We start from the raw sequence: 323 nt of genomic DNA, 5'->3' as shown, positions 1-323 counted from the left end.
ATATCGGTTCCTCCCGTGTACGAGAAGTGCGACGTAAGGTCCATCGTCGAGAGCATCCCGACGACACTTCCGTGTTCGTCAGTCACGGGGAGATGGTGGATACCGTGGATAATCATCTTGGCAGCAGCGTCGCGGACACTGTCCTGAGAGCCGATGGTCACGACCCGTTCAGTCATGTACTCTGAAACTGCTGTCTCTCCTCCCGTCCCACCCTCTGCGACGAACACTGCGAGGTCAGTATTCGTGAACACCCCAATCGGTTCGTCGTTCTCGTCGACGACCACGACCGACCCAATGTCCTCAGAAAGAAACAACTTCGCAGC

1 protein-coding gene is annotated in these 323 nt (G+C 56.3%); it reads right to left on the bottom strand.

What is annotated here, in order from left to right:
* The coding region (locus AUR66_RS16930; RefSeq protein ID WP_231727950.1) for a CBS domain-containing protein at positions 1-284 on the bottom strand (284 nt) is incomplete at its 3' end.
* Positions 285-323: the final 39 nt, after the last annotated feature.

Source organism: Haloferax profundi, from assembly GCF_001469865.1.
GTDB lineage: Archaea > Halobacteriota > Halobacteria > Halobacteriales > Haloferacaceae > Haloferax > Haloferax profundi.
This window is presented reverse-complemented; position numbering and strand designations above follow the sequence as displayed.